This window comes from Amycolatopsis sp. NPDC089917 (assembly GCF_040684635.1).
GTDB lineage: Bacteria > Actinomycetota > Actinomycetes > Mycobacteriales > Pseudonocardiaceae > Amycolatopsis.
This window is the reverse complement of sequence record NZ_JBFBGL010000087.1, coordinates 1-26020: the sequence shown is the minus strand read 5'-3', so window position 1 is coordinate 26020 and position 26020 is coordinate 1. Positions and strand designations below refer to the sequence as shown.

The 26020-nt window shown below is 68.7% G+C and carries 22 protein-coding genes; 10 read left to right on the top strand and 12 right to left on the bottom strand.

The window, feature by feature from the left end; translation table 11 throughout:
* Positions 1-95: 95 nt before the first annotated feature.
* Entirely contained in the window at positions 96-1667 is a 1572-nt protein-coding gene (locus AB0N89_RS37315; RefSeq protein WP_364215181.1) for an alkaline phosphatase D family protein, read from the bottom strand.
* Positions 1668-1710: 43 nt separating this feature from the next.
* A complete protein-coding gene (locus AB0N89_RS37310) occupies positions 1711-2367 on the bottom strand; it encodes a hypothetical protein (RefSeq protein WP_364215178.1) in 657 nt (218 codons plus the stop codon).
* 143 nt (positions 2368-2510) lie between these two features.
* Here AB0N89_RS37310 and AB0N89_RS37305 point away from each other — a divergent pair, with 143 nt between their 5' ends.
* The 3 genes from AB0N89_RS37305 (at position 2511) to AB0N89_RS37295 (ending at position 8199) form a co-directional block, all read left to right on the top strand.
* Complete coding sequence (locus tag AB0N89_RS37305) at positions 2511-5462, top strand: BTAD domain-containing putative transcriptional regulator (protein ID WP_364215175.1); 2952 nt, start codon at positions 2511-2513, stop codon at positions 5460-5462.
* Positions 5463-5596: 134 nt separating this feature from the next.
* The gene (locus AB0N89_RS37300) at positions 5597-6820 is read left to right on the top strand and encodes a hypothetical protein (RefSeq protein WP_364215172.1); all 1224 of its coding nucleotides are present in this window, start codon (positions 5597-5599) and stop codon (positions 6818-6820) included.
* A 170-nt stretch (positions 6821-6990) separates the two neighbouring features.
* A complete protein-coding gene (locus AB0N89_RS37295) occupies positions 6991-8199 on the top strand; it encodes a glycoside hydrolase family 88 protein (RefSeq protein WP_364215184.1) in 1209 nt (402 codons plus the stop codon).
* A 493-nt stretch (positions 8200-8692) separates the two neighbouring features.
* Here the strand turns inward: AB0N89_RS37295 and AB0N89_RS37290 are convergent, their stop codons facing one another.
* On the bottom strand, positions 8693-9172 hold the full coding sequence (locus tag AB0N89_RS37290; RefSeq protein WP_364215169.1) for a DUF4396 domain-containing protein: 480 nt from the start codon (positions 9170-9172) through the stop codon (positions 8693-8695).
* Positions 9173-9410: 238 nt separating this feature from the next.
* On the opposite strand from AB0N89_RS37290, the gene AB0N89_RS37285 reads away from it, so the two are divergent.
* Positions 9411-10427 carry an autoinducer 2 ABC transporter substrate-binding protein gene (locus AB0N89_RS37285; protein WP_364215166.1) on the top strand — a complete coding sequence of 339 codons (1017 nt, stop codon included), beginning with the start codon at positions 9411-9413 and terminating at the stop codon, positions 10425-10427.
* Between the two features lies 1 nt (position 10428).
* Here AB0N89_RS37285 and AB0N89_RS37280 read toward each other — a convergent pair whose 3' ends face one another.
* On the bottom strand, positions 10429-11667 hold the full coding sequence (locus AB0N89_RS37280) for a serine protease (RefSeq protein ID WP_364215163.1): 1239 nt from the start codon (positions 11665-11667) through the stop codon (positions 10429-10431).
* Between the two features lie 4 nt (positions 11668-11671).
* Positions 11672-12436: a hypothetical protein gene (locus tag AB0N89_RS37275; RefSeq protein WP_364215160.1), complete on the bottom strand. Its 765-nt coding sequence runs from the start codon at positions 12434-12436 to the stop codon at positions 11672-11674.
* Between the two features lie 485 nt (positions 12437-12921).
* On the opposite strand from AB0N89_RS37275, the gene AB0N89_RS37270 reads away from it, so the two are divergent.
* Complete coding sequence (locus AB0N89_RS37270) at positions 12922-13947, top strand: family 2 encapsulin nanocompartment cargo protein polyprenyl transferase (RefSeq protein WP_364215157.1); 1026 nt, start codon at positions 12922-12924, stop codon at positions 13945-13947.
* Positions 13948-14019: 72 nt separating this feature from the next.
* On the opposite strand, the gene AB0N89_RS37265 is transcribed toward AB0N89_RS37270, so the two are convergent.
* Positions 14020-15165, bottom strand: coding sequence for a CapA family protein (locus AB0N89_RS37265; protein WP_364215154.1), 1146 nt, complete (start codon positions 15163-15165; stop codon positions 14020-14022).
* 323 nt (positions 15166-15488) lie between these two features.
* On the opposite strand from AB0N89_RS37265, the gene AB0N89_RS37260 reads away from it, so the two are divergent.
* The 5 genes from AB0N89_RS37260 (at position 15489) to AB0N89_RS37240 (ending at position 21063) form a co-directional block, all read left to right on the top strand.
* Positions 15489-16448 (top strand): substrate-binding domain-containing protein, encoded by a 960-nt coding sequence (locus tag AB0N89_RS37260; protein WP_364215152.1) that lies wholly within the window; start codon positions 15489-15491, stop codon positions 16446-16448.
* A 20-nt stretch (positions 16449-16468) separates the two neighbouring features.
* Entirely contained in the window at positions 16469-18013 is a 1545-nt protein-coding gene (locus tag AB0N89_RS37255; protein WP_364215149.1) for a sugar ABC transporter ATP-binding protein, read from the top strand.
* Positions 18010-19053, top strand: a complete 1044-nt coding sequence (locus AB0N89_RS37250) for an ABC transporter permease (RefSeq protein ID WP_364215146.1) — start codon at positions 18010-18012, stop codon at positions 19051-19053. The genes AB0N89_RS37255 and AB0N89_RS37250 overlap by 4 nt, the downstream gene beginning before the upstream one ends.
* Positions 19050-19697, top strand: coding sequence for an FCD domain-containing protein (locus AB0N89_RS37245; RefSeq protein WP_364215143.1), 648 nt, complete (start codon positions 19050-19052; stop codon positions 19695-19697). The genes AB0N89_RS37250 and AB0N89_RS37245 overlap by 4 nt, the downstream gene beginning before the upstream one ends.
* Before the next feature lie 286 nt (positions 19698-19983).
* Complete coding sequence (locus AB0N89_RS37240) at positions 19984-21063, top strand: glycoside hydrolase family 88 protein (RefSeq protein WP_364215140.1); 1080 nt, start codon at positions 19984-19986, stop codon at positions 21061-21063.
* Positions 21064-21151: 88 nt separating this feature from the next.
* Here AB0N89_RS37240 and AB0N89_RS37235 read toward each other — a convergent pair whose 3' ends face one another.
* The 6 genes from AB0N89_RS37235 to AB0N89_RS37210 all read right to left on the bottom strand — a co-directional run bounded on the left by AB0N89_RS37235 (position 21152) and on the right by AB0N89_RS37210 (position 25880).
* Positions 21152-21904 (bottom strand): hypothetical protein, encoded by a 753-nt coding sequence (locus tag AB0N89_RS37235; RefSeq protein WP_364215137.1) that lies wholly within the window; start codon positions 21902-21904, stop codon positions 21152-21154.
* 72 nt (positions 21905-21976) lie between these two features.
* Complete coding sequence (locus AB0N89_RS37230) at positions 21977-23293, bottom strand: DNA polymerase IV (protein ID WP_364215134.1); 1317 nt, start codon at positions 23291-23293, stop codon at positions 21977-21979.
* A complete protein-coding gene (locus AB0N89_RS37225; RefSeq protein ID WP_364215131.1) occupies positions 23280-23603 on the bottom strand; it encodes a transcriptional regulator in 324 nt (107 codons plus the stop codon). Before AB0N89_RS37225 ends, AB0N89_RS37230 begins: the two co-directional genes overlap by 14 nt.
* Positions 23600-24229, bottom strand: coding sequence for a hypothetical protein (locus AB0N89_RS37220; protein WP_364215128.1), 630 nt, complete (start codon positions 24227-24229; stop codon positions 23600-23602). The genes AB0N89_RS37225 and AB0N89_RS37220 overlap by 4 nt, the downstream gene beginning before the upstream one ends.
* 20 nt (positions 24230-24249) lie before the next feature.
* Positions 24250-24981 carry an ABC transporter permease gene (locus AB0N89_RS37215; RefSeq protein ID WP_364215125.1) on the bottom strand — a complete coding sequence of 244 codons (732 nt, stop codon included), beginning with the start codon at positions 24979-24981 and terminating at the stop codon, positions 24250-24252.
* Positions 24978-25880 carry an ABC transporter ATP-binding protein gene (locus AB0N89_RS37210; protein ID WP_364215122.1) on the bottom strand — a complete coding sequence of 301 codons (903 nt, stop codon included), beginning with the start codon at positions 25878-25880 and terminating at the stop codon, positions 24978-24980. Before AB0N89_RS37210 ends, AB0N89_RS37215 begins: the two co-directional genes overlap by 4 nt.
* Positions 25881-26020: the final 140 nt, after the last annotated feature.

Sequence of the window (26020 nt, the reverse complement as noted above, 5' to 3'; positions counted from 1 at the left end):
GGTCGCGTGCGTGTCCGTGCACGGTTCGAACCGGCTCGGCACCAACTCGCTGCTGGACATCAACGTCTTCGGCGGCTTTCAGCCCGGCCAGCCCGCTAGACCTTCTGCAGCCCCGGCTTCCCGGCTTCCACGACGTAGCTGCGGTCCGCGGCCAGGGTCACCTTCGAGAAGTCGTACTCGGTGGTGTCCGAGACCGTCATGAAGTCCGCCCGCATCTGCGTTTGCGACGCCGTCACCCGCACGTAACCGCGCTTTCCCCGGCAGTACTTGATGTGCGGGTTGTTCGACAGCCACGTCGACGACGGGTCGGTCGCGGTGTCGCTGTTGCTGGTGACCGACGTCGTCACCAGTTCCGAACCGAACACCGGGTCGCTGTGGTTGAAGTAGTCGCGGCGCAGATCGGCCGCCCAGTGCCGGTGGACGTCGCCGGTCAGCACGATCGGGTTGGGCACTTTCCGATCCACGATGCCCTTCGCGATCCGGTCGCGCGAGGCCTCGTAACCCTGCCAGGAATCGGGACTCTCACAGGTCGCCTTGTTGCCGTCGCCGTCACGGGTGGCGAAGAAGACCTGCTGGCCGAGGAAGTCCCACTTGGCAGGCTGCGTTTCCAGCGCCTTCAGCAGCCACGCTTCCTGCGCGGTGCCCAGGATGCTGCGCGACGTCGACCGCATGTCGGTGCACGACGGGCCCGCCGAACCGGAGGGGTCGGGCACCTGCGCGTTGCGGTACTGGCGGGTGTCGAGCATGTGGAACCGGGCGAGGTTGCCCCAGCCGAACTGCCGGTACAGGCGGATCGACGCCCCGCTCGGCTTGGCCGTGGACCGGATCGGCATGTTCTCGTAGAACGCCTGGAACCCGGCGGTCTTGCGGTCCGCGGTGGCCGGGCTGGTGGTGCCGTTCCAGTTGTTCATCACCTCGTGGTCGTCGAAGACCACGATCCACGGCGCCATCGCGTGCGCGTTCTGCAGGTCGGCGTCGGTCTTGTGCTGGGCGTGCCGGGCGCGGTACTGCGCCAGCGTCTTCACCTCGTCGGTGAAGGCCAGTTTGCGCGGATTCCGTTCGGCGGCGGCGCGGCCGGACTTCTTCTCGTACATGTAGTCGCCCAGGAACAGCACCAGTTCCGGGTTGTCGGCGACCATGCCCTTGTACGAGTGGTACCAGCCCTCCTCCCAGTGTTGACAGGAGGAGAAGCAGTATTTCAGCTGATTGACCGTGGCTCCGGCGGCGGGAGCGGTCCGGGTCCGGCCGACCGGCGAAATGTAGCCGCCGGTCTTGAAACGGTAAAAGTATTCACGTCCCGGTTCGAGTCCGGCCGGTTCGATGTGCACACTGTGCCCGGAAGCGCGGGCCGCGGTCGCGGTGCCCTTCTGCACGACCGAGGAGAAAGCCTGGTCGTTCGCGATCTCCCAGTCCACTGTGTACGAAGCGTCCGGCATCCCGCCGAAACCGTCGGGGTTCAGCGGGGCGGGCGCGAGCCGCGTCCACAGCACGACACTGTCCGGCAGCGGGTCACCCGAGGCGACCCCGAGCTGGAACGGGTCGCGGATGGCGGGCGCCGCCGCCATCGTTCTCGCGTTCGCCCACGAAGGCACCGTCGAGGACAACGCCGCCGCCGAAACCGCCGCGGCTCCGCCGAGAAGGACCGCTCGCCGATTCACCTGGCCCATGAAAATTCAACCTTTCGAAGTGGGGAAAGAACGGGGAGGGATTTCACGCGGCGTAATCGGTGATGCCGCCACTGCACGCTTCCAGCGTGGGATTCGCGGCGGCGTTGGCGACGCAGACCTTGTAATAGACCCACGATCCCTTCGCGACCGGGACGGCCTTGTCGACATGGGTGCCGTTGCCGCCGGAAGCCCAGACGTAGAACGGGCCGGCGCCACCCTTCAGCCAGTAGGCGACCACGGCGGACTTGCCGTCGGCGTCCTTGTCGTAGACCAGGAAATGAGCATCCGATGAACGGAACTGGCCCTCGCCGGCGCAGACGCCGGTGGAGCATTCGGCGCTGCCGGAACCGACCCCGCAGTCGGGGGCGATCCGCTGATCCGAGCCCGTGTAGACGTAACCGTCCGAGATGTAGCCGCCCAGCGCGGGGACGTAATCCCACAACGTCGTCTTGCCCAAGGGGCCGGTGACCTCGGTCCCCGCCGTCTGGCAGTCGATGGTCACCGAGGCGCCGTTGGCCACCGTGCGCACCGCGGTCGAAGACGTGCTCGGGGCACGGCGCACGTTCAGCGGGTCACCCGCCGTCTTCACGGTCCCGGTGGCCGCGGCCAGCGCGGGAGTGGCGCCGGCGAGGCCCAGGGCACCCGCCGTCGCCAGCACGAGAAAGAAACCGGCGAGCCGCCGGACACTTGAACGCTTCATGGCGTCAGCGTCGACCGGCGTCGTACACATCACGTACAAACCGGAGCCACTGTCTGCACATGCATGCGAATGGATCTAGCCAACGATGGCGGGACGGCAATATTATCGGCGGATATGGGGCTCCTGCCGTATTGGCGGTTTAGGTGACTATTCTCGGGTTTCGCGTTCTCGGTCCGCTCGAAGTGGCGGTGGACGGACAGGTGGTGCCGCTCGGCGGTCCCAAACCCCGTCTGCTGCTCGCCGCTCTCCTGCTTCAACCCAACGTCGTCGTCTCCACGGAACTGCTGATCGAGGTCCTGTGGCCCTCGTCGGCTCCGCGTTCCGCGGCGGCGAACATCCGCACCTACGTCCATTCACTCCGCAAACGCCTGGCCGACCACGATCCCGAACTGGGGGAACGCATCGGCAGCCGGGCGTCCGGCTACATCCTCAAAGCCACCCCGGGGGAGATCGACCACATCAGGTTCGGCGAGCTGGTCGCCCGCGCCCAGGACGCGCTCGGCCACGGGGAAGCCGAATCCGCTCTCGACCTGCTCGACCAAGCCGAAGCGCTGTGGCGCGGTGAAGTCCTCGAAGGCCTCCCCCACGACCACGGCTGGGGCGCGACCGTCGCCCGGCTGACGGAATTGCGGCTCGCGGTCCAGGAACAGCGGCTGCGGGCGAGGATCGAACTCGGCCGCACCGCCGAAGCCGTCGCCGAACTGCGTGGCCTGGTCACCGAGCATCCGCTGCGCGAAGAACTCTGGCAGCAGCTGATCGTCGCGTTACGGGCCGACGGCCGCACGGCCGACGCGATCGAGGCCTACGAAACGGCGGAGAAGGTGCTGGCTGAGGAACTCGGCACCGAACCGGGGCCGAGGCTGCGGGAGCTGCGGGCCTCGCTGGTCCTGGCTCCCTCGACGACGGCGGAAGCCGTGGCCGTCACGCTCACCCGGCCGGCGGCGCCGGTCTGCCAGCTCCCGCTGGACCTGCCGGACTTCACCGGCCGCGACGAAGTGGTCGGCGAACTCGTCGACCTCTTCCGCAACCGCCGTGAGCAGGGGAAACCCGCGATCGCGGTGCTTTCGGGGGCGCCGGGGATCGGCAAGTCCTCGGTCGCGATCCGGGTGGCGCACGCCGTGCGGGAGGACTTCCCGGACGGGCAGCTGCACGTCGATCTCGCCGGGACGTCGTCCTCGCCCCGGCCGCCGATGACCGTGCTGGCCGAGTTGCTCCGCGCGTTGGGTGTCCCCGACGCGGGGCTGCCGCGTGATCTTCCCGAACGCGCGGCGCTGCTGCGGTCCCGGCTGGCGACGTTGCGGATGTGCGTCGTCCTCGACGACGCCGGCAGCGCGGCACAGGTCCGGCCGCTGCTGCCCGGCGCGGGCGCCTGCGCGGTGCTGATCACCAGCCGGGTGCGGATGCCGGATCTGGCGGGAGCCACCCCGGTCGACGTCGACCTCCTGACCGAGGCCGAAGCCGCGAAGCTGCTCGAAGGCATCGTCGGCACCGAAAGGGTCGCCGCGGAGCCGGACTCCGCGACCGCGATCCTGCGTCACTGCGGGTATCTGCCGCTGGCGATCCGGGTCGCCGGGGCGAAGCTGACGCATCGGCCGGGCTGGACGCTGCGCGTGCTGGCCGACCGGCTGCGGGACGAAAGACGAAGACTCGACGAACTCCGTGTCGGCGATCTGGCCGTCCGGGCCAGTGTCACGCTCAGCTACGACCTTCTGCCGATGTCGGCGGCGAGCGCGTTCCGCGGTCTGGGCGGGCTCGGTTCGGTGCAGTTCCCCACCTGGGTGGTCGCGGCCCTGCTCGGCCGCGCGCAGGCGGACGACGTCCTCGACGTGCTGGTGGACGCCCATCTCGTCGAGCTCAGCGGTTCCGACGGCATCGGCGAGCCCCGCTATCGCCTGCACGACCTCCTGCGGTGTTACGCCGCCGAACTGCGCGCGCAGGACATCCCGGCGAAGGCGCACGACGCCACGAAACGGGTGCTGGAGGGCTATCTCGCGCTCGCGCTCGAAGCCGCGGACCGGATGCCGATCCATTTCTTCGGGCTCTACCGGGACGACACGGCCGTCCAGCCCGCCCTTCCGCCGGGGACCGGGCAGCTGGTCGAGGATCCGGCCGCGTGGTTCGCCGCCGAAAGGCACACGTGCGTCGCCGCCGTCTCGCTGGCCGCCGACCTCGGCTTCGACGGGCTGGCCTGGCGGCTCGCCGCCGCGCTGGCGCCGTACTTCGACCAGCGCGGGCACCAGGACGACTGGCTGCACACGCACGCCGTCGCACTGGCCGCCGCCCGCCGGTCCGGCGAGGTCCGCGGGGAGGCGATCATCCAGCGCAATCTCGGCCAGGTACAGCTGTACCAGGACAGTTACGCCGAAGCCCTGGTCGCGTTCGAGCAGTCGCAGCTGCTGTTCGACAAGGTCGGCGAGGCACGGGGAGCCGCGATCGCACTGGCCGGGCTCGGAACCGTGCTCCGGATCAAAGGCGAGGACACCGTCGCGCTGGAGCACTGTCACGCGGCGCTCGACCAGTTCGCGGCGGCCGGGGATCCGCACGGCGAGGCCGTCTCGCGGATCGCGATCGGCGCGGTGTGGCTGACGCGGCGCCGGTTCGCCGAAGCGGAACACTGGTTCACCGAAGCACTGGAACAGTCCGCGCGCATCGGGGACCGGCATCGCGAGGCGCACGCGCTGAAGCGGCTCGCGATGTTGCGGCAGCATCAGGGCAACCTCTCGGGCGCGCGGGAACGGGTCGACCGCGCCATCGCGATCTTCAACGAACTCGGCGACGACCATTGCGTCGGCTACGCGAACCAGAACCTCGGCGAGCTGTACCTGCACAGCGGCGATCTCGCCCACGCGCAGCTGCTGCTGGTCAATTCGCTGAGCGTGCACCGGCGCAACGGGGACCGCCGCTCCGAGGCCGAGGTGTCGCAGTTGCTCGGGGAACTGCACGAGGCGCTGAGCCAGCCGGAGCGATCGCGGACCTATTCGGAACGCGCGCTGGCGTTGTGGCGGGAACTCTCCGCGCGGCCACAGGAATCCGCGCTCGCCTCGCGTTTGCAGGAGTCCGCCGAAGCGTCCTACGGCGACTCCGCGAGCGCCTGACCCTTTCACCAGTCGACACCTGATCGCGGGTTCACCCACCGCGATCGGGTGCCGACTTGCGTTTGTATCGATCGTGTACAGCCCCCGGAGAAGCTCCCTTCGTAGCAACCGAGAGTGCTCGAAGGGAGACCGGAATGGTCCGGACCGTGAAGGCCCGCCGTGTGATGGCGGCCGTGCTGGCCATGGGGGCGGTCACCGCGCTCGCCGCCGGCCCCGCGAACGCGGCGCCTGAAGGAACCTGGCGCGCCGATCTGTCCACTGTGGATGGCGACGACGTCAACGTCCGCAGCGACGGCGGCGTGCTCAGCCTGGACAACGCCGCCTGGCACAGAAAACCCGACTCCATCGGCAGCCAGGGCTACCTGCTGCTGGCCGAGCAGAAGCTCGGGAAGCCGGTCAATCGCGTCACCGCCCAGGTGACCGCCGACGCGCCGCAGGGCACCGAGGTCGAGGTCGCCGTCCGCGGCAAGCTCAACGCCAACGACTGGACGGAGTGGACACCCGCCGAGGGCGGCGCGGCCCAGCTGTCCACTTCGGTCTCCACGGTCCAGGTCCGCGTCGGGCTGCGCACGGTGACCGACGGCGTGACCGCGAAGGTCAGCGACATCACCCTCCAGGGTGAACTCGGTCCGCAGGTCAACGCGATCGGCGCCGCCGCGGCCCCGCTGACGTACAAGGTCTTCGGCACCCGCGAAGGTCTCGTCGGCGGCACCACCGCCAACGGGCACGTGATCAAGTCCCGCGACCACTTCGTCGCCCTGCCCTCGGGCCGCGGTCTCGCGCCGAAGAACACCGGCAACTACACCGTGCGGATCTGCCGCACCGACAACAGCCGCTGCGAGTACGCGCCGGTGTGGGACGTCGGCCCGTGGAACACCAAGGACGACTACTGGAACCCGTCGGCCACCCGCCAGATGTGGAAGAACCTGCCGCAGGGCAAGCCCGAGGCGCAGGCCGCGTACCAGGACGGCTACAACGGCGGCAAGGACGAGTTCGGCCGCAAGCCCGCGAACCCGGCGGGTATCGACCTCGCGGACGGCACCTTCTGGGACGGCCTGAAGATGTCCGACAACGGCTGGGTCAACGTCTCGTACCTGTGGACCGGCTCCGGCCCGACCGGCGTCGTCAGCACGGCGGGCGACCCGATGAACGTCCGCGCCTCGGCGAGCACGAGCGCGGCGATCAAGGGCCTCGCGGCGAACTACGCCAAGGTCAACATCGAATGCTACGTCGAGGGTGACACCGTCACCGGCAAGTTCGGCACCAGCAAGATCTGGGACCGGATCGGCCCGGGACACTACATCTCCGACACCTACCTGCAGACCGGTTCGGATCTGCCGGTGGCGCCCAAGTGCTAGTCACCACCCCCTGATCGCGAAGGCCCGGCGTACCCCATAACGCCGGGCCTTCGCCCTTTTATGTGCCGCTGATCGGCGCTCTTATTCACAAACATGAATGGTCTTCACAAGCGCGTAATCGTCATGCGAAACTCCCGTGACGCATTTCCCACTGACGAATGGCGGGCATTGTGAGCGTTTCCCGGCGAACCCTGCTGACCACCGCTGCCGGAGCCGCCGTCGCGGCGACGGCGATCACCCCGGCCGCCAGCGCGGCCGACGTGCCAAGGACTTTCCGCCGGGCCGCCGACTACGCGGTGACCAAGCTGCGAGCCGTCGCGCCCGGCGTGACGACCTTTCCGGAGATCACCCGGTTCGAGAAATGGACCTATTCCGCGAAAGGTGGCTGGATCGGCGGTTTCTGGCCGGGAACGTTGTGGCTCGCCTCGATCTACAGCGGCGATCCGCGATTCCGGACCCTCGCGGCGGCGTCCGCGGAAAAGCTGGCGCCGCGCCAGTACGAAACGAGCGATCACGATCTCGGATTCCTGTTCTACCCGTCCTGGGTGACCGGATGGCGGCTCACCGGCGACGAAAAATGGCGCACCGGCGCGCTCAACGCCGCCGCGTCGCTCAGCCGGCGCTACAACGAAAAGGGGAAGTTCATCCGGGCGTGGGGCGCGCTCGGCACGCCGGGCAACGCCGGGCGGGTCATCGTCGACACGATGATGAACCTGGACCTGCTGACCTTCGCGAGCAAGCAGACCGGTGACCGGAAGTACCTCGACATCGCGATCTCGCACGCGAAGACCACCGAACGGGTCTTCGTGCGCCCGGACGGTTCGACCCCGCACGTATTCGACTTCGACCCGGACACCGGCGCCGAGATCGGCCCGAACTCCGTGCAGGGCTACAGCCCGGCGTCCTGCTGGTCGCGCGGTCAAGCCTGGGCGATCTACGGATTCACCACGATGTACCGGCGTTCCGGCGACCCGCTGTTCCTTCGGACCGCGCAGCGCCTCGCCGACTTCGCGCTCCGCGCCCTGACGCCCGACAACGTGCCGGTGTGGGACTACCTCGCGCCACAGGCGCCGCACGACATCAAGGACTCCTCCGCCGGCGCCGTGATGGCGTGCGGCCTGCTCGACCTGGCGAAGGTCGCGAACCGGCCGCAGTACCGCGAGGCGGCGATCCGGATCCTCACCGCGTTGTGCGACACCTGCCTGACCACGAAGTCCACCCGCGCCGAGGCGATCATGGCGCGGGGCACGCGCAACCGTCCGGCCGAGGACGGCGTCGAGGTCTCGTTGCCCTACGGCGACTACTACCTGCTGGAGGGCATCCTTCGAGTGCTGATGCCGAAGGAGATCGAGAAGGCGATCGACCTCTCGACCGTCTGACGCGTGATGCCCGCTCGGGAGTGGCGCTTCGGGCCGCGCGGGCGGGTTGCGAAAGCCAGCGCCTCCGGCGGCATCCCTTCGGCCGGGCCTCGGGAGTGGTAAGTGTCGTTCTGACGGACTCGTATTTGCCTACCCCACTGGTGTGATCGGCGGTCGAGTGATGCCGGTGCTGGGGGCCGGTGTGGTCGGCGGGGGAAGATTCCGGCCGTTCAATGTCCGGAATCTTCCCCCGTCACCTCGACTACCACCGGTCACGTCCGGGCACGACCTTGATCAACGGAAGATCGGGGACGTTGAGTGTCCCGGATCCTCCGTTGATCAAGGTCCACGACCGGGCATCCTGGCGACGATGGAGGAATTGGGACGTTGAACGTCCCAATTCCTCCATCGTCGCGCCCGGAAGCCGCGGAACCGCCACCCTCGCGCAGCTCAAGAGCAGGTCGGTGAATGCCAGCCCGCCTTAACGACACGTACCACTCACGACCACCCCGGCTCAGTGCGCGTGGTGACCTTCGTGGCCGCCGTGGTGCGCGTGGACCTTCGCGTGGCCCAGGCCGCGCCCGATCATCCACTTGTTCACCGGCACGGTCAGGACGAACGCGACGGCCAGCGAGAACACCAGCGCTCCCCAGAACAGCAGGCTGCCGAGCCCGGCGTCCATGGCACCCGGCACGACCACCATGACCCCGTTGTCGACGACCTCCATGACCGCGATCGACACGGTGTCGGCGGCCAGCGCCACCTTGAGCGCGGCGCCGAACGCGAGGCCCGACTTCAGCACGCCGCGCATGGTCAGCGCGTACCCGAAGACGAAGGCGAGCGCGACCGACAGCACGATCGTCCCCGCGTTGTGCAGGCCGAGCGCCGTGCCGATCACCATGCCGAGGACCTCACCGATCGCACAACCGGTGAGGCAGTGCAGGGTCGCCGACGCCGCCATCGACCAGCTTGCTCCATGCCGTGTCTCGTTCATGCGGGGAAATATACCCCCCACCCGTATTCACGGCGCAGTGATCCCCGTCTCCGCATCACTCACCGTCACACCCGATGAGCGACTGGGTAATCGTCGCAGTTCGATGAACTCACTTACGTAACCCTTTGCGCTCATCCGGTTGACCGGGGTAACCGAAGACCTTAGTTTCGCCGGAGGTCTCCACCGCGCGCAGACCGATCGGCTGTTTTTCAGGTAGTTCCGTGACTTTGGGGTGGAGATGCGAGGGCCGACGAAGACGCTCGTCGTGGCCACTGTGCTCGCTTTGGGCATGGTGTCCGGGCTGACCGGCTGCGGCGGCGAAGAACCCGCGGGGATGGCGGCGAAGCCGATCCGGGTCGCGTTCGTGCCGAAGGTCGCGGGCATCCCGTACTTCGAGGCGATGAACGCCGGCGGGCAGGCCGCGGCCAAGCAGCTCGGTGTCGAATGGAGCTCGACCGGTCCGGCCACGGTGGACCCCGCGGCGCAGGTCTCCATCGTGCGAGGCCTCGTCGACCAGCGGGTCGACGTCATCGCGATCGCCCCGAACGACCCCAGAGCGATCGCGCCGGCGATCACCGACGCGCGAGCCAAGGGCGTCCATGTGATCACTTCGGACACCGACGCGCCCGGCACCGATCGCGAACTCTTCGTCAACCAGGCGACTCCGGACGGCATCGGCAAATCGCTCACCGACGCCCTGATGAAGAAGATGGGCGGGTCCGGCAAGTACGCGATCGTCTCCTGCGGCGAGACCGCCGAGAACCTCAACGCCTGGATCGCCGTTCAGCGTGCGTATACCGCTACGGAGTATCCCCATGCGCAGCTCGTCGAAACGGTCTACGCCGGCGAGAACAAGGAGAACGCCACCACCCTGGCCAAGGGCCTGATGGCCAAGTACCCGGACCTCACCGGCCTGGTCGGCGAGTGCACGACGTCCGCGCCCGGGGTCGCCGAGGCGGTCCGTTCGCAGCAGAAGATCGGCCGCGTCTTCACCGTCGGCGTCGGGACGCCGCAGGTCATCAAGCCGTACCTACTGGACGGTTCCGCGTCGCTTTCGGTGCTGTGGAACGTCGAATCGCTCGGCTACCTCACCGCCTGGGCGGGCAAGCAGATCGCCGAGGGCAAGCGCCTCGCCCCGTCGAACAAGGTCAACCTCGAACTCCCCGCGATCAAGTACGAGGAGAACAAGAAGACCGTGCTGCTGGGCGACCCGCTGCTCATCACGCGCGAGAACGTCGACCAGTTCAAGTACTGACTCACCGGGCCCGCCGGACGGCGCCCGCCGCCGCTCCCCCGCCGAGGATCAGGACCAGCGCGGTCAACCCCCACCGCCGCTTCTCCTTCGTGCGGGCGTGCGAGTCGGCCTTCGACGCCGCCTTCGGCTCCTTGGGGGCGGCTCCACGAGACGGCTTCGGCACGGGCGCGGGCGGCGGGACCACCTCGGACGAGGGACTCGGTGAGGGCGCCGGACTCGGCGACGACGTCGGCGTAGGACTCGGGGTCGGACTCGGCGACGGCGTCGGACTGAGCGACGGGGACGGCGTGGGAGTCGGGGTAGGTGTGGGCGTCGGGGTCGGGTTGGGACTGGGCGACGGCGACGGCGTGGGTGTCGGTGTGGGCGTCGGAGTGAGCTTGGGCGGTTCCGGCTTCGGCGGCTCGGGGACCTCGGGCGCGGTGAGGCAGCCCGCGGCGTCCGAACCCGCCAGCGGCGGACCCGAAAGCACCTCGGTCACCTGTCCGTCGCGGTCCAGCCGGTACAGCACGCTGCGCCCGCCGATCCGGTTCGCCGTGGCGTACAGGGCGCCGTCACGGGCGAGCACGACGGAGCCGTAGATGTCGGCGGGCGGAAACCGGGCGTCGTCGGCCTCGCTGACCTTCCCGGACGCCGGATCGATGGTGATCACGGCGCCTTTTCCGCGCCAGGTGGTGGAAACGCCGTAAAGCAGTCCGTTGTGGTAGGCGAAATCGTTGACGTCGTGGGCGAGGGTGATCGGCCGCAGGAACACCGTCCGGATCACCCGCAGGTACCGCTCCCCCGGCGTCAAGTCCACTGTGTACAGCGTGCCGTTCCTCAGCAGGTACCAGGAATTCCCGCCGATCGCGCCGGCGGTCACTCCCGCGACGGGACTCCACGACGGCGGCCGGTTCCCGGCGCGGGTGATCGGACCGAGGTCCCGGGTGTTCCCGTCACGGTCGATCGTCACCGCGTGCGCGCCGCGGCTGAGTCCTTCGGCGACACCGAAGACCAGATCGCGTGTCGCCGAGTAACCGAGCGCGTTGAGGCGGTACCCCGGCTGGGTCACTCGCGACGTGACCCCAGTCCCGACATCGAGCCATCGCAGCTTCGACTTCCCGTACGAACCGGTCTCCGCCTGCACCACCAGGCAGGATTCGGCGGCCCGCGCGGCCATCGGGGCCAGCAGCGCCGACACGCCGACCAATCCGGCGACGGCCGCCGTCGCCGCCGCCCGCGTCACCCCGTCCACAGTGCCCACCGGCTCAAGTGAGCCTTGCCAGCGCGGAGGTGAACGCGTCGGGCGGGATCCGTACCCCGCCGCCGAACGGGTTCTGCAGCTGATAGATCGCGAACAGCAGGAGGGTGACCGTACCGGCCAGGGTGGACACGATCACCAGATGCGCCGCCAGCCGGGTGCCGCCGAAGAGGTTGGGCAGCAGCACCGAGATGAGGCTGCCGAGGATGAGCGCGAACCAGACGACACCGCCGACCCGGCCGCCCTCGACGGCGTTGAGCCGATCCTGCCGGGCTTCGTAGACCTGCCAGAGCTGGGCGGACGCCTCCGACTTGCGCTCGCGGAGCCAGTCGTCGTCCGAGGGGGCCTTGTCGACCGCCTTGCGCAACTGGTCGAGCTGCGCCCAGCCTGCGGAGGGGACGAACTCCCCGCCGCTCGCCATCTGGGGCCACTCCTTCTTCTCCACGGTGGACATGTAGTCCGCGCTCAGCTTCCGGACCTCGACCTTGACCTCGTCCCCCAGCGAATCCGCGGCCCAGACGGCGGCGACGAGGCTGTCCGCCTCGTGGTACGAACCTTCCCGCGCGGCGCTCGCGGAGTCGAACAGGGAGATCAGGATGAACGCGACCAGGACGGCGTGCAGCCCGCCGACGATGGTGAACACCTGGCCGGCGGCGTCGTTGTTGTCGGGCCGCCCTTCGTCCCAGCCGAACTTGCGGACGAGGTAGCCGACGAATCCCGCGAGTGCCGCCGCGCCGACGACCCAGGCGATGCCGGTCAGGTAAATACCCATTCGACTCCCTCCGTGCGATGAGTGACGAAACTAGTTCACGGTTCGGCACACGGAAAAGACCGGTTGAATCAATTCATTCCTGCGGCGGAACAACTCCGGTCGACCATCACCGGCTCGGCCCAATTTCTCATACCGCGAAACGAATTCCGACACGCGCCGGAAAGGCGCGTCACCACTCGGAGAGCCTGGCTTCACGACCGGGTGAGGGCTTGCCACGAGACGTCACCGAGACCACCTTTTACCGACATTTCGACCGGCTCCGTAGCCCGAACGGCCGCCGGTAGCCGTCGCGTCCGGCCCAGTCCGGCAAACAGGTGAACCTACTCGGAGACCCGATCGAGTTGTTTGTCCGGGCATTACCGCTTGCTATGTTGACTTTGCACTCACCCCACTCGAATGGGTATCCGCGAATTGTGAGCACAGCGGTTCACCGGGTCGCCAGCCGGTTGAGTAAACCGTCGACTACGAGACTGAAAGGGAGTCCGTTGACGACCATCGACACCCGTACCGGCACCCGGCCCGCCGGCGAAGTCCTGACCTGGAGCCGGAATCTGCTCGACCCGGCGCTGCGCGAGGCGGTCGACGGACTGCCCGAATCGATGCGGCTCATCGCCGGCTACCACTTCGGCTGGTGGGACGAGCACGGCAGGCCCTCCACTTCGGACGGTGGAAAGGCCTTGAGGCCCGCGCTCGCGCTATTGTCGGCGCAAGCGGTCGGCGGCGACGCCGAAGTCGCCGTCCCGGTGGGGGTCGCGGTCGAGATGGTGCACAACTTCTCGCTGCTGCACGACGACGTGATGGACCGCGACACCACCCGGCGGCATCGCCCGACGGCGTGGACGGTCTTCGGCACGGGCGCCGCGATCCTCGCCGGGGACGCCTTGCTGTGCCGGGCCTTCGAGGTGCTGGCGCCGTTCGGGCAGACCGCGCTGCGGGTGCTGAGCACCGCCGTGATCGACCTGCTGGAGGGACAGAGCGCGGATCTGAAGTTCGAGGAACGCGGTGACGTCGACACCGCCGAATGCGTACGCATGGCCGAGGGGAAGACCGGCGCGTTGCTCGGGGCGTCCTGCACGCTCGGCGCGCTCGCCGGGGAAGGGAGGCAGGATCAGGTCGACCGGCTGACCGAGTACGGGAGGGCACTCGGGCTGGCGTTCCAGCACATCGACGATCTGCTCGGGATCTGGGGCGATCCGGAGGTGACCGGGAAACCGGTCCACTCGGATCTGTCCCACCGGAAGAAGTCCCTGCCGGTGGTGGCCGCGCTCCACTCCGGGACCGAAGCCGGGCGAGAACTGGATGCCTTGTACCGCAAGGAAAACCTCGACGCCGCGGAAGTGCCCCACGCGGCGGAGCTGGTGGAACGGGCGGGTGGCCGGGCATGGAGCCAGGAGCAGGCTGACGCGCTCCTGACCGGCGCGCTGCACCATCTCGCCGTCTCGAACCCGGTGCCCCGTCCAGGCGCCGAGCTCGCGGCCCTCGCGAAACTGGTGGTGCGGCGACGATATTGAAGACCGGGCGCGGGAAGGCAGGGGTGGGCCGGCCGGAAACGGCCCGGCCCACCCCTGTCGGACTCGACCGGGTCAGCGCCCGGGACGGGTCAGCCCCTGGTCACCGGCTCCCCGGCTGAGGACGACCTCGTCGGTGGCCTTCAGCGCTTCCGCGCCGGCGTCGCCGCTCTGCCCGGCGGTCAGGTCGAGCAGCCGGATCGGCGGACCGAGCTGGACCAGTGTCGGGACGTACTCGGCCTTGTCGACCTTCCAGCGTTCGCCGTCACGCACGAACCGGAACCGCACGGCCGCGCCCTGTTCGGTCGAGCCCTTCGGTTCCGAATGCCGGGCGACGCTGTTGCCGAGGCCGTAGGCGACCCATTTGCCGTTGATCCGCTCGAAGGGCTGCACGACGTGCGCGTGGTGGCCGATGATCAGGTCGATCGAGTCGTCGCCGAGGAGTTTCTTCGCCAGTGAGCGCTGTTCGGCGGTCGCCTCGTGCTGGTACTCGGTGCCCCAGTGCAGGCTCGCGACGACGACCTGGGCGCCCGCCTTCCGCGCGGCCTTCGCCTGGGCGATCACGTCCTCGGCGTCGATCTGGTTGACCAGCCAGGGTTTCCCGGCGGGCACCTTGATCCCGTTGAACCCGTAGGCGAAGGAGATCTGGGCGACCTTGACGCCCTTGACGTCGACGATCAGCGGCTTCTTCGCCTCTTCGGCCGAACGCGCCGACCCGGTGTGCTTGATCCCCGCCTCGTCGAGTTTGTCGAGCGTCCGCGTCGCACCCTCGGCGCCCTGGTCGATCGTGTGGTTGGACGCCGTCGAGCAGTTGTCGTACCCGGTGTCCTTGAGCGCGTCGACGATCTCGGGCGGTGCGCTGAACGACGGATAGCCGCTGTACGGCCCGCCCTTCGGAGCGAGCGGGGTCTCGAGGTGGCAGATGCCGAGGTCGGCCCCGGAGATCAGCGGTTTGATCCCGGCCAGCAGTGGCCGGTAGTCGATCTCGCCCTTGCCGTCCTCCTTGGCCTGATCGGTCAGCGCGGGGTGGATCAGCACGTCACCGGTGGCGACCACGGTGAACGCCCCGTCCGGCGCCTGGCTCGACCGCGGCGGCGCCTCGGACGCGGCGGGAGGCTCCTGTCGCTCGGGAGCGGAGCTGCACGCGGCGAGCAGCAGGGCTGTGCCGAAAAGGGCGGCGATGCGGCGGGCACTGGTCTGACGGGCGCGGGAGCTGAACATCGGTTCCCTCGATCGGGTGACTTGTCTTGTTCATCCTGCCTTACGCCGAACGGGTGCGACACTCAACCAAAGTCAACAAGAACGATCGGACAAACATCGGACAAGTTCCCCATGACTACTCGCCGAGATACCCGGCTTTCTACGTGGGATTTATACGATCACAGCCCTCTTCCGTGACTCAATCGCGCCTTGACGTCACCCGGAAGAGTGTTTAGTAATACGAGTCACACTCTTCCGCTTCGTCCTGGGAGCATCCGATGTCCACAGCTTCGCACAGGTCCCTGCCCTGGCGCATTGTTGGTTCTTGTTTGATTGCCGGTGTCGTGTTGACCGGCTGCTCCTCCGGGAAGGAGACCGCCGCGCCGCAGCAGCAGGCCCCCGCGAGCGGCAAGGTCACCCTCTTCTACCTGCAGAAACAAGGCGATCAGCAGTACTTCGTCGAACAGGCGCAGGGCGCGCAGGAGAAGGCGAAGGAACTGGGCGTCGAGCTCAAGGTCGTCAACCTCGGGCAGGACGCCAACAAGGCGATCACCGAACTCGACGCCGCGCTCGCGCAGGGCGCCAACGGCATCGCGATCGTCGTCCCGGACCAGGCCATCGGCCCGCAGGTGCTCGACAAGGCCAAGAGCGCGGGCATCCCGATCCTCGCCTCCGACGACGTGATCAAGGACGGCAGCGGCGCGAAGTCGCCGTTCGTGGGCTTCAACGGCTCGCAGATGGGCGATTCGGTCGGCAAGGAAGCCGCGAAGCTGTTCAAGGCGGCGGGCTGGACCGCGGCCGACACCAAGATCATCAGCGCCTACAAGCAGGACCTGACCGTGTGCTCGGACCGCGTCTCGGCGGCGAAGGCCGCTTTCGACAAAGATGCGGGTGCCCAGGTCCCGGTGATCGAGGTCGGCACCGACAACACCCCGGTGGACGCGCAGAATCGCACCGGCGCGGTGATCGGCTCGAACCCGGGCGTCAAGCACTGGGTGGTCTGGGGCTGCAACGACGAGAACGAGACCGGCGCGGTGACCGCGCTGGCGAACTCGGGCGTCGCCGCGAACGACATCGTCGGCGTCGGCCTCGGCGCCTACCTGACCTGCAAGGACTGGGCCGCGGGCAAGGACACCGGCAACAAGTCGGCGCTGTTCATCTCCGGCGCCGAGGTCGGCCGCACCGCGATCCAGCTGCTCGTGGACAAGGTGAAGAACTCCAAGGAACTGCCCCCGGAGACGATCGCGAAGACCCAGATCGTCACCAAGGACAACTACAAGCAGGCCGGCGTCAACTGCATCTGATCCCGCGTGGAGGCGTTTCCATGGCCACATCCGAACCCGCGGCGGCGCTGACCGCCGAAGGGATCAGCAAACGGTTCTCCGGGGTGACGGCGCTCGACGGCGTCACCCTGGACTTCCGGCCCGGCGAGGTCCTCGCGCTGATGGGCGAGAACGGCGCCGGGAAGTCCACCCTCCTGCGGGTGCTGTCCGGCGATCACGGACCCGACGACGGGCGCCTGCTGGTCGACGGCGGCCCCGTGACCTTCGACAACCCGCGGGCCGCGATGGCCGCCGGGATCCGGGTGATCTACCAGGAACCGGAGATCATCCCGCACGTTTCGTTGGCGGAGAACGTCTTCGTCGGCGAACTGCCCGCGCGGGGACGGCTGGTCAACCGGCGGACGCTGCACCGGATGACGCAGGAGGCGTTGCGGGAGTACGGGTTCGAGGGCGTGCTGCGGCCGGAGACGCTCGGGAGCAGGCTGTCGCCCGCGCAACGGCAGCTGGTCGAGATCCTGCGGGTGCTCACCGCGAAGACACCGCCGAAGGTGATCGCGTTCGACGAGCCGACGTCGTCGCTGTCCGAACACGAGGTCGACGCGCTGTTCGCGCTGATCCGGCGGCTGCGCGGCAGCGGGGTGGCGGTCGTCTACGTCTCGCATCGGATGAAGGAGATCTTCCAGCTCGCGGACCGCGTGGCGGTGCTGCGCGACGGCAGGCTGATCGGGGTGGAGGACGCGGCCGCCACCGACGAGAACCGGCTGGTGCGCATGATGATCGGCCGGGATCTGTCCACTTTGGAGCGCCGGGTCACGCAGGAGACCGGCCGGGTCGTGCTGCGGCTCGACCGGGTCACCACCGACGACGTCACGGACGTCTCGCTGGAGGTCCGCGCGGGCGAGGTCGTCTGTCTCGCCGGGCTGGTCGGCGCCGGGCGTTCGGAACTCGCGCACGCGATCGTCGGCGACCTGCCGGTGCGTTCGGGCGTCGTCGAACTGGACGGGAAACCGTTGCGTGCCCGCACTCCCGGCGACGCGGTCAAGGCGGGGATCGGGTTCGCGCCGGAGGAACGCAAGACCGACGCGTTGCTGATGCAGCGGTCCGTGCGGGACAACGTCTCCATCGCCGTGCTGGACCGGCTGCGCCGGTTCCGGGTGGTGCGGCGGGCCAAGGAGCGCGAACTCGTCGACGAGTACGTGCGCGAACTGCGGGTGCGGACGCCGTCGATGGAGCAGGAGGTCCGCAAGCTCTCCGGCGGCAACCAGCAGAAGACCGTCCTCGCCCGCTGGCTCGCGCGGCGGCCGAAGCTGCTGATCCTCGACGAGCCGACGCGCGGGGTGGACGTCGGGGCGAAGGCCGAGATCTACCGGATCATCGACGGTCTCGCCGCCGAAGGCATCGCGCTGCTGGTGATCTCGTCGGATCTGCCCGAGGTGCTGAGCCTCGCCGACCGGATCGTCGTCCTGCGCGCGGGCCGGGTCGCCGGCGAGCTCGGCCGTGACGACGCGACCGAGGAAGCCGTGCTGACCCTGGCCATCCCCGCCACCGAACCCGCCGTCGAAGAAGACCAGGAGATCGCCTCGTGAGCACCCCCACGCGCACCGAATCCGAAGAACGGTCCGCCACCGGCGGCGCGGAGACCGAGCGCGTCTCCCCCGCCCGGCGCGTGCTGAGCGCGATCGGCGTGCAGAATTCGAGCCTGCTGCTCACCCTGATCGCGCTGGTGATCCTGATGAGCTCGCTGAACGAGAACTTCTTCCGTACCAACAACCTGCTGCTGATCGGCAGCGCGATCACCATCATGGGCCTGCTGTCGCTGGTGCAGACCCTGGTGATCATCCTCGGCGCGCTGGACATCTCGGTCGGCTCGATGGCCGGGCTCGCGTCGGTGGTCTCGGCGATGGTGTTCACCTCGACCGGGAGTTCCGCGGTCGGGACGCTGGCCGCGATCGGCGTCGGCGTGGTGTGCGGCCTGGTCAACGGCATGATCATCATCTTCGGCCGGGTCAACCCGGTGGTCGCGACGCTGGCGATGCTCGCGACGTACAAGGGCATCGCGCAGGTGATCTCGGACGGCAAGGCGCAGGGCTACACCGGTGCCGACGATCTGTTCATCTTCCTGGCCAAGGGGTCCATCGCCGGACTGCCGACGCTGGTGTGGGTGTTCCTGATCGTCGCGGCGGTGCTGCACTTCCTGTTGCGCTACACCGACATCGGCCGCAACATCTACGCGATCGGCGGCAACGACACCGCCGCGCGGCTGGCCGGGATCAACATCAACCGCTACATCATCGGCGTGTACGCCCTGGTCGGGGTGGTCGCGGCGATCGCGGGGCTGCTGATCACCGCACGCACCGGGTCCGGGCAGCCGACGTCCGGCTCCGAGGGGCTCGAACTGCTGGCCGTCACCGGCGCCGCGCTCGGTGGCACGATGCTCAAGGGCGGCAAGGGATCCATCGTCAGCACCGTGCTGGCGGTGATCATCCTGGGCGTGCTCAACAACGGGATGTCCGGGCTCGGCGTCAATCCTTTCTGGCAGAACATGGCCACCGGGTCGCTGCTCGTCATCGCCGTCGTGCTCCAGCAGGTCCGCGGCGGGGAACGCCGGGTCGGTCTGCCCGTATGACCCGGCATGCCCGGATCGTCGACGAACTGGGCAGGCTGATCGTTTCCGGTGCTCTCGGGACCGAGCGGCCGATCGTGCCGGAGGACCTCGGCCGCCGGTTCTCCGCGTCGCGCACGGTCGTGCGGGAAGCGTTGCGGGTGCTGGAATCGAAGGGCATGGTGACGGCGCGGCCGCGGGTCGGGACCTGGACGCGTCCGTCGGAGCACTGGGACGCGATCGATCCGGACGTCATCGCCTGGCGGGTCGCCGGGCCGGACCGCTCGCGGCATCTGGCGGACCTGTACGAACTGCGGCTGGCGATCGAGCCGCAGGCGGCGCGGATGGCCGCGTGGCACCGCTGCCCGGACGAACTCGCGGTCCTCGTCGCGGCGCACGGGCTGATGGCCGACGCCGTCGAACTTCGCGCTTTCCAGGAGGCCGATCGCGCTTTCCACGCGGCTCTGCTCCGGGCGTCGGGCAACCCCTTGATCGCGCAGCTGCACGTTCCCGTCGTCGCGGCGCTCGAAGAGGTCCCCGGCGAGGAAGTGCTCGGGGCGCACTCGCTCGTGGTGTCGATGGTGCTCGGCAAGGACGCGGACGGAGCGGAATCGGCGTCCCGTCGTCTGCTGGAAACCGTTGTGCCGTACCGCTCATCGGCATCTTGACACCCTCAAGGGCACACAGCATTCTCGATTCCGGGGTTTCCGGGCACGGGAGCTCACCGCCGCCGCGAAGTGCTTGAGGAGGACGCTTCATGCGTTTCCCCGGAATTCGCCATGCGGCCGCTCGATCACGCGTGTCGTCCATCCAGTCACGCGTGTCGTCCGTCCGGACACGCGTGTCGTCCATCCAGTCACGCCGGCCGGCTTGCGGTATCGGCGAACTCGCGTGTTTGAAGGCGGAACTCGCGTGATCAGAAGGCGAACTCGCGTGATCAAATGGACGACACGCGTGATCAGGTGGACGTCAGCCGGGCAGGGTCGAGGCCGGATCGCCTTGTTCGCCGCGGCGGCCTTGGGCGCGAGCCTGACGGCCGTCCCTGGAGCCGTCGCCGCGGAACAGTGCTTCGTGGCGAAGTCGATGATCGCGGCAGGTGACCACTGGGTCGCCCACGGCACGGATCTCGCGGGGAATTCGTGGCAGAACGGGACCTTCCACGTCGGGAACCTCGCGCTCGTGCGGACGACGGGCGTCTCGAACCACAAGACGCTTCCGTGGGCGCAGGACAACGGGTACCTCCTGCAAAGCGATCCGTCGCGGCCGTTCTTCCCCGATTTCCAGGCCGCCGGCGAGGCGTACCTGGACCTGTACTCCTTCCATCCCGACGCCCTGGTGATCGCCGACGTCCGCAAGCGGGTCGCCGACGAGGTCGCCAGTGTCGAGCGGGGCGACGCCGCGTACTGGGACTACGTCGACGCGCTGAACATGGCGATGCCGTCGCTGGCGCGGATCGGGGTCATGGACGGCAGCGAGCCGACGCTGGCCGCGATGCGGAAGTTGTTCCGCTCGGCGGAAAAGAGGCTGTTCGACGACGGTCTCGGGCTTTGGCGCCGCGACGCGGGCAGCGACGCCTACTGGTCACGCGGCAACGGCTGGGCGCTCGCCGCGTTGGCGAAGGTGTTGCAGGTCCTGCCTTCCGGCGACTCGCGTCGGCCCGAACTCCTGCGAGTCTTCGAGAAGATGGCGAACACGCTGTGGTTCCTGCAACGGCGGGACGGTTTCTGGAACACGGATCTGCTGCGGCCGTGGAACCACGGCGGCCCGGAAAGCAGCGGGACGGCGTTGTTCACGTTCGGGCTCGCCTGGGGTGTCAACGCGGGGATCCTCGACGCGGGCAAGTACCGGCCCACCGTCGACAAGGCCTGGGAAGCGTTGTCCACCAAGGCTTTGCGGGCGGACGGTTTCCTCGGCTACGTGCAGCCGGTCGCTTCCGGTCCCGGTCCCGCCCGCGCCGGTGACACGGCGGCTTACGGGGTCGGGGCGTTCCTGATCGCCGGACAGCAGATGGCTCGCCTGACGCCCGGCTGCTAGCTCCCGACCCGCTTGACCCAGCTCGGAACGCCTGCCCTGCCACGAGGAGGCACCGGACTCGGCGGAAACGTACGCGGACCGACGGCCTTCACCGGTACCGGGTAAAGGCCTTTCCGGAAGCGGCCGTTTTCGAACAAGACGACCATGGCGGCGTCTTCGCCGCCAACCCGCACCTCGAGACAGCGGCGTCCCGCGTGATACCTGGCGTCGTAGGTCGGACCGAGATCACCGGAAGGCGGCCGTCGTCCGCGCTGAAGACCTCGATGTCGACGACTTTCGCGGCGTACCAGCCGGTCTTTCGCACGGACTTGGCTCTTCTGTCCCAGCCGACCCAGGTGGAGAGACCGCCCGCACACCCGAGAGCCAGTGGAATGCCGGGGAGAATCGCGGGTGCCGGTGAACCGAACGCCACCGAGAACCACACCACGAGACCGAGCGCCACGGCACAGGCCCAGAAAGTCGGGATGGCCAGGAGGCTCATGGTGTGAAAACGCTGGGGCAGTACCTCGAATCCGGGCTCCCGCGCGACGGCTGTTTCCGTGGGAAGCCAGGTATCGACCGGGGCTTCGCCTATCTTGCGGCTGTGCCGGAGAGCGATGGCGCACGCGATCGCGGCGGTGAGCAGCCCGACCGCCAGGATGACGTCGACCACGACTTCGGTGCTTCCCGCCCAGCCGGCGGGGTCTTTCTCGGTGAAACCGAAGCAAAACCCAAGGAAGACGGCAAGGAAGAGCATGATCCCGCCCGCGGCCACCAGGAAGGATGTACGCCGCCGATCCATGAGCATCGGCACTGAAGGCTGAGTGGCCACGGGAGCTCCCTCAGGGGCGACGAACACCATGCCGACCAGGCTTCCCGGCGCTCCTCCCTGGAGAATAGCCGAATCGCGTCACGAGCGGAACGCGTCGCGGCCTCACGAAAGGCAGTCGGAGGGGTCGCCGCGTCGCAGGGCCGGGTCCTCTTGGGTGAAGGTTCGCGCCACTCCGGGCCCGCTGGTCCGCGTCTCGAACCGGACGGTCACCCGCCCGTGCCCGGCGCCCTGCACCCAGCCGCTCCCGTGCTCTTCGTGCACGACGTCGTCCCCGGGCCGCCAGCCCGAGAACACGACCGGAGCGGGTTCTTTCGAAACCGACGTCTCCGAGGCTTCGGAAACGGGGACGGACAAGGTGAACAGCGGATCCTGATGCGGCACTGAAAGCCCGGAGAACGCGACACCCGCCAGCCGGACCCCGCCGAACTCCGTCGGGTCGATCAGCAGCCTTTCCGCCATCGAGGCGAGCTGGTCGAATTCGTCGGTGGGCGTGGCCATCGTCTCCGAACGGGTCACCGTGCTGAACGCGGTGTCCCGCAGTTTCACCACCACCGTCCGGGCCACCTTCCCCGCGTTCACCAGCCGTTTGTGCGCGTGGACGGCGAGATCGCGGACCTCGCGTCGCAGGCTCGGCAGGTCGATCAGGTCTCGATCGAAGGTGGTCTCCGCGCTGACCTGCTTGAGTTCCGCGCGATCGGACACCGGGCGATCGTCGACGCCGGTGGCCAGCCGCCGCAGATCCTTGCCGACCACACTGCCCAAAGTGGACACCGCGTCGGCGTCGGAAAGCGCGGTCAGCTGGCCCAGCGTCCGCACGCCGATCGCCCGCAGTTTCCCTTCAGCCACCGGGCCGATCCCCCACAGCACCCTGGTCGGCAGGGGCGCGAGGAAGTCGCGTTCGGTGCCCTGGTCGACCACCAGGAGCCCGTCGGGTTTCGCCAGATCCGAGGCGACCTTCGCGACCTGCTTCCCCGATGCCGCCCCGATCGACGCCACCAGGCCGATCTCGGACCGGATGTGTTCCCGCAGGCGGGCACCGAAGTCCCGTACTTCCGCCGACGAGGCCCCGGCCAGTGACGGCGGTTCCGCGAAGGCCTCGTCGAGGGAGATGCGTTCCAGCACGGGCGCGTACTGGGCGACGAGATCGAACACCCGGGTGCTCAGCAGTTCGTACAGTTTGAACCGCGGCGGCAGGATCACCCCGGTGGGCGGCAGCAGCCGCCGCGCCTGCGACATCGGCATCGCCGACTTGATCCCGTGTTCGCGCGCCTGATAGCTCGCCCCGGCAACCACGCCGCGCGGCCCCGCGCCACCGACCAGGACCGGGCGCTTCGCCAGGGTCGGCCGGGTCAGTTGTTCACAGGAGGCGTAGAACGCGTCCATGTCGAGGTGGATGACCCACCGGTCATGCCCGCCCATCGCCCGGTACCTCGAGAAGACGGTGCAGGGCCTTCGTGTACTCCTCGAACGCGGCCCGGCCCCGGGTGGTCAGCTCGACCAGCGTCACCGGCGTGCGGTGTTCGAAGGCCTTGGTGATCTCGACGTAGCCGGCGTCTTCGAGTTTGCGCAAATGTGTCGACAGGTTGCCCGGCGTCATGTCCAGCAACTGCTGCAACCGCGGGAAGGTGATGCGGTCCCCCTGTCCCAGGCTCGACAGGGCCACGGTGACCCGCAGCCGCGCCTGCGCGTGGATCACCGGATCGAGCTGCGGCAGCCCGTCTTCGCTCATCGCGACCGCACCAGGAAGACCAGCGACGCCACCAGGAAACCGCCGCCGCCCGCGAGGCTCAGCACGAGGAAGTTGTGCGGTCCCCCGGCCAGCACGCTCGCCGCGCCGCACGCGATGATCCACACGCCGAGGCCGTACTGCAGCTTGCTCTGCCACAGCATCCCGCCCGCGAGGTACATCAGGCCGGTCAGCATGAGCGAGGTCCCGGACCACAGCAGCGGGATCAGGCCGGCGTCGAGGCCGAGACGGATCAGCGCGGTGTTCACCACCGTCAGCCCGCCGAACGCGATCATCCAGCTCCAGCCGTACATCGCCCCGACGGTCCGGGACGGCCCGCGCACGCCGCGGCCCGCGCGGATGCCGTAGATCGCCGAGTACGCCATGGCGCCGGCGAACCCGGCGACGGTGATCACCGCGGCGACCCACATCGGCATCAGGGCGGTGGGTGGAGCGGAGACGTAGATGAGCCCGAAACCGAACAGCCACACCAGACCCCAGACGGCGAGCAGCACGGCCGGATTCGGCCCGATCTCGCGCCGGGTCTTCTCCGACTGCCTGGCGATGAGCGCGAGCGACTCCTCGGGCGTCATCGGCCGCGCGTCGTCGGCCCGTTCATCCTCCACCACCTGGGAAAGCTAACACGCGATCACAGTCTCGCCGTGTCAAGCCGGAACCTCGCCATCACCACGAGCGCGGGCACCACGAGCCACGCCGCGAGCACCCCGACGGCGATCAGCGTCCCCGAACCGCCGAGCACCGGCGCGCGGCCGATCTCGCCGAGCCAGTACGTCGGCATGAGGTGCCCGGCGGTGTTCATCCAGCCGGGCAGGATCTGCAGCGGGATCCACAGCCCGCCGAACATGCCCAGCGGCAGCATCAGCGCGCCGGTCACGGCCTGGACGGTGTCGCCCTTGCCGAACAGGCCGATCATCAGGCCCAGCACCGCGAACGGCAGCGCCCCGAGCCACAGCGAACCGAAGATCGTCAGCCACTGGCCGGTTTCGAGCCGGATGCCGCGGATCATCCCGGCCGCGAAGATCACCAGCAGCACGGGCAGCGCGACGAACAAGCCCGCCGACACCTTGACCATCAGATAGCCGGGCGCCCGCATCGGGGTGAGCCGCAACGTGCGCTGCCAGCCGTCGGTGCGTTCGGTGGCGACCCGCGTCCCGGTGAACAGCGCGGCGGTCATGGCGCCGTACGCGGCCATGTTCACCATGGTCACCGTCGCGGTCGAGACGCCGGGGGCGATCTCTTGGGCGCCGAAGATCCCGCCGAACAACAGGAACATCGCCAGGGGCATGCCGATGGTGAACAACGCGAACTGGGGGCTGCGGACGATGCGCTTGATCTCCAGCGCGAGGTAGTTCAGGTTCATCGCAAGGCTCCCTCAGGCGTGTCCGTGGTCAGCGCGATGAAGGCTTCTTCCAGCCCCACAGCGGTGATTTCGATGTTCGCGGCGTGCGGGAACTCGCGCAGCAGACCGCGGATGGCGAGATCGGAATCCGCGCAGCTCAGCTCCGCGTGCCCGGCCCGCAGGACCGCTCGCGAGACCCCGGGAAGCGCGGCGAGAGCCGCTTCGGTGGCGTTCGGGACGACGGCGCGCAGCACCCGGCCGGCGACCGCGGCCCGGACCTCGCCGACCGGACCGTCCGCGACGACCCGGCCGTGCCGCATGAGCACGACACGATCCGCGTAGTCCTCGGCCTCGGCGAGGTAATGCGTCGCGAAGAGGACCGTCCGGCCCGTCTCGGTGTACTCGCGCATCGACGCCCAGAACCGGCGCCGCCCGTCGACGTCCATCGCCGCCGTCGGTTCGTCGAGCACCAGCAGATCCGGATCGCCGACCAGCGCGAGCGCGAACCGTACCCGCTGCTGCTCGCCGCCGGAGAGCTTCCCGCAGCGGCGGTTCGCGTACTCGGTGACGCCGGCGCGCTTGAGCACCTCGCGGATCGGCAGCGGATTCCGGTGCAGCGAGGCGAACAGGCCGACCAGCTCGGCGACCGTGGCGTCCCGGAGCAGCGTCCCGTTCTGCGCCATCGCGCCGACCGTCCCCCGGTCCATCGCCTCGGCCGCGCCTGCCCCGGCGACCCGGACCTGGCCCGCGTCCGGCCTGGTCAGGCCCAGCAGCATGTCGATCGTGGTGGATTTGCCCGCGCCGTTCGGCCCGAGCAGCGCCACCACCTCCCCCGGTGCGACTCGCACGCTGACGTCGTCGACGGCCAGGATGTCGCCGAAGCGCTTCACCAGCCCTTCGAGGCTGAACGCGTCCACCATGACTCTCCCCCTTCGAGCACTCTGAACTACAAAGCTCACTTCCACTTTGTAGCACAAAGCGCCCTGTCACGAAAACCCCAGAAGTCCGTGAAGGCCTCCTTGAGGGACTCTGGGTCCCTCAAGGAGGGCTTAACGGACTT

Coding starts and splice junctions, on each gene's coding strand:
- AB0N89_RS37315 (WP_364215181.1), bottom strand. CDS start 1,667: ATGGGCCAGGTGAATCGGCGAGCGGTCCTTCTCGGCGGAGCCGCGGCG.
- AB0N89_RS37235 (WP_364215137.1), bottom strand. CDS start 21,904: ATGGTGTTCGTCGCCCCTGAGGGAGCTCCCGTGGCCACTCAGCCTTCA.
- AB0N89_RS37225 (WP_364215131.1), bottom strand. CDS start 23,603: ATGAGCGAAGACGGGCTGCCGCAGCTCGATCCGGTGATCCACGCGCAG.
- AB0N89_RS37245 (WP_364215143.1), top strand. CDS start 19,050: ATGACCCGGCATGCCCGGATCGTCGACGAACTGGGCAGGCTGATCGTT.
- AB0N89_RS37300 (WP_364215172.1), top strand. CDS start 5,597: ATGGTCCGGACCGTGAAGGCCCGCCGTGTGATGGCGGCCGTGCTGGCC.
- AB0N89_RS37230 (WP_364215134.1), bottom strand. CDS start 23,293: ATGGGCGGGCATGACCGGTGGGTCATCCACCTCGACATGGACGCGTTC.
- AB0N89_RS37275 (WP_364215160.1), bottom strand. CDS start 12,436: ATGGGTATTTACCTGACCGGCATCGCCTGGGTCGTCGGCGCGGCGGCA.
- AB0N89_RS37210 (WP_364215122.1), bottom strand. CDS start 25,880: ATGGTGGACGCGTTCAGCCTCGAAGGGCTGGTGAAGCGCTTCGGCGAC.
- AB0N89_RS37285 (WP_364215166.1), top strand. CDS start 9,411: ATGCGAGGGCCGACGAAGACGCTCGTCGTGGCCACTGTGCTCGCTTTG.
- AB0N89_RS37255 (WP_364215149.1), top strand. CDS start 16,469: ATGGCCACATCCGAACCCGCGGCGGCGCTGACCGCCGAAGGGATCAGC.
- AB0N89_RS37265 (WP_364215154.1), bottom strand. CDS start 15,165: ATGTTCAGCTCCCGCGCCCGTCAGACCAGTGCCCGCCGCATCGCCGCC.
- AB0N89_RS37290 (WP_364215169.1), bottom strand. CDS start 9,172: ATGAACGAGACACGGCATGGAGCAAGCTGGTCGATGGCGGCGTCGGCG.
- AB0N89_RS37310 (WP_364215178.1), bottom strand. CDS start 2,367: ATGAAGCGTTCAAGTGTCCGGCGGCTCGCCGGTTTCTTTCTCGTGCTG.
- AB0N89_RS37215 (WP_364215125.1), bottom strand. CDS start 24,981: ATGAACCTGAACTACCTCGCGCTGGAGATCAAGCGCATCGTCCGCAGC.